Source organism: Pseudomaricurvus sp. ABR4_320, assembly GCF_056159445.1.
The window spans coordinates 1-2325 of sequence record NZ_JBSWVF010000052.1; the positions used below are offsets into that span (position 1 = coordinate 1).

Sequence of the window (2325 nt, forward strand, 5' to 3'; positions counted from 1 at the left end):
GAGAATTCGTCGTCACTTTTCAGTGTTACTCGTAGGAAAAACAGGAAATACGGAAACCGATCACACTTCTGAAACCGAAGCCTTACATCGACCTGAGCTCCGGGGAGATCCCCCGGAGGAATAGACAATACACACGGAAAAACTCGATAAAGTATCCTTAATTGAAAAAATCAGTACTCCCACGAGCGATATTCTTCGTGCTCCATCTTCATCGCTTCATACAACCAGACCATACGATCTAAAAACCAGCTTTTTCCAAGATACGCCAAAGAAACGCCTAAGACTGCCCCCCAAACAGACAGATAAACAATCGCCCAAATCGCAATCACCAAACCAATGGAAGAAATTGTATTGAGAATCCCGTACAGGGGCGTTTTGTGTATATCGGGGATTTCCACCGTATCCCGATTCAAATAGACTCTTTCCCCCAAGACAGATTTGGACGCCCAATTCTTTGTTGAATGAGGCTTGCCGAAAACGATGGGATTGAAAAACATCCACAACAGCGAAACCGCGCCAGGAATCAAACACCACCAACCAATCCAAACACGGCTCCAAAATGCCAACACGATAAGAGGAAGAACACTGTATCGAGTCCAGACACTCCAGGGGTTAGCGTGTCTCATCCAATTTTCATCGTCCAATTGGAATACCTTTGCTATCTTGCGTTCAAACGTCATCGTCCCTCACCTCAAATACCGCAAACTGTCTAAAAGCTTGATTGCACTAGCCGTCGTCTAGCCAACGGCTAGCGTCCATCTAGGCCATGACTACTACGATGATATTTTAAATGAATAGCCGATTCGGACAAGGCATGAGGTGACTCGCTGCCTAAGAAAATTGTGACCGATGCTTGGATGCACAAGGGGTATGTTTTGAAAATCTACTATATTTTAGACATAAAAAAAGGCAAGCCTCTACAGCTTGCCTTTCTCAAGAATGACCGAACGACTAAAGAGCGACGATATTCTCAGCCTGCGGGCCTTTTTGCCCTTGAGTAACGGTAAACTCAACTTGCTGCCCTTCGGCTAATGTTTTAAAACCCGAACTAACGATAGCGCTGAAATGGGCAAATACATCTGGGCCAGATTTTTGCTCAATAAAGCCAAAACCTTTAGATTCGTTGAACCACTTTACGGTTCCTGTAGTTTTATTCGACATGATAAATATCCTGTTTATAAAGTTGTGAAAATACCTTCGCGAGGCACGAATAAGCGGGAAATATAAATTGAAATTTAGAAACTACAGGACGAAGAACGACAAAGAACGCAACGAAATGGAGGTTATAAAAACAGACTTACTTTCTAGCTGCGAGCACATTATAAGTGTTTCCAAGTAAAGTCAACCTATTTTTTAAACTGATGGTATTGGGCGTATAGCCTTGCCGGCAACGGCCTCCATGTTTAGGCGTTATCCCACTACGGAGGACCAGCTCTCCCAGTGAGCAATATTGACTGGTCTTGTTTAGCGATCAATCATAGTGCGCCCAAAGCCTCATAACCTCTATCCCATGCTGCTCCGATAACACCAGATAAATAAGACGATGCTAAATATTTATTCGACGAGAATCCTCGGAGGTCGTCATAGCGTACGAACAACCTTTTATATGGCGAAGCTCAGTGCCACACAATGCAACCCCATCATTGTCGACTTTTATCGACATTTGGTTCGGCAAGGAAAACATAAAATAGCGGCAATGAGAAAGCTCCTGATTATCCTCAATGCAATGATACGAGACAGCCGGGAATGGGAAAACTAAATATTATTCGCTAGGGTTGAACCACAGTCGCTTGTTAAGTGTTTTTGGATAAACATTTGATGCCAAGATTAATCCCACAACGCAAAATGGGCATTGGCTTCGTTTTTAAAACGCTGCAATGTGCTGGCATCTATCTCCCAGCGATGACAGATGACTAGCATTCTTTCTATTATTTCGTCTGTCATTTTTGAATCCAGTGTAATGGAAAGGGTTGTACCTTTGCCTTCAACTCCCTTGAATTTGGGAAGTCGATAAAGGCACTCGAAAAATATATTTTCGTCTTCTTGACCAAAGAAAGCTGGCCCCTCAATTTCTATAGTAGAACTCATATCACTCCGAACACTCAACGAGACTGTAGAAAAACAACACTGGTAACAACCGGTATTTTGCTACTCTTTTTTATAGTCTTATCAATCCATTTTTGAATAATACTGCAGAAATTTTTGGGCGATATCGCTTATATCGACTCGTTGTCGCGATAACACTAGTTCATCGCCCCGTAATTGGCGATTTTCTCAATATTATGGACTAAACAATACAGTTGCCATTGACCCTGCACCTTTTGC

Annotated in this window: 3 protein-coding genes; all 3 read right to left on the reverse strand. The window is 42.7% G+C overall.

The window, feature by feature from the left end:
- Positions 1 to 170: 170 nt before the first annotated feature.
- Entirely contained in the window at positions 171 to 680 is a 510-nt protein-coding gene (locus tag ACXAFR_RS27205) for a DUF6653 family protein (protein ID WP_475183273.1), read from the reverse strand.
- Between the two features lie 271 nt (positions 681 to 951).
- Positions 952 to 1161 (reverse strand): cold-shock protein, encoded by a 210-nt coding sequence (locus ACXAFR_RS27210; RefSeq protein WP_475183275.1) that lies wholly within the window; start codon positions 1159 to 1161, stop codon positions 952 to 954.
- A gap of 666 nt (positions 1162 to 1827) precedes the next feature.
- On the reverse strand, positions 1828 to 2088 hold the full coding sequence (locus ACXAFR_RS27215; RefSeq protein WP_475183278.1) for a hypothetical protein: 261 nt from the start codon (positions 2086 to 2088) through the stop codon (positions 1828 to 1830).
- Positions 2089 to 2325: the final 237 nt, after the last annotated feature.

Coding starts and splice junctions, on each gene's coding strand:
- ACXAFR_RS27205 (WP_475183273.1), bottom strand. CDS start 680: ATGACGTTTGAACGCAAGATAGCAAAGGTATTCCAATTGGACGATGAA.
- ACXAFR_RS27215 (WP_475183278.1), bottom strand. CDS start 2,088: ATGAGTTCTACTATAGAAATTGAGGGGCCAGCTTTCTTTGGTCAAGAA.
- ACXAFR_RS27210 (WP_475183275.1), bottom strand. CDS start 1,161: ATGTCGAATAAAACTACAGGAACCGTAAAGTGGTTCAACGAATCTAAA.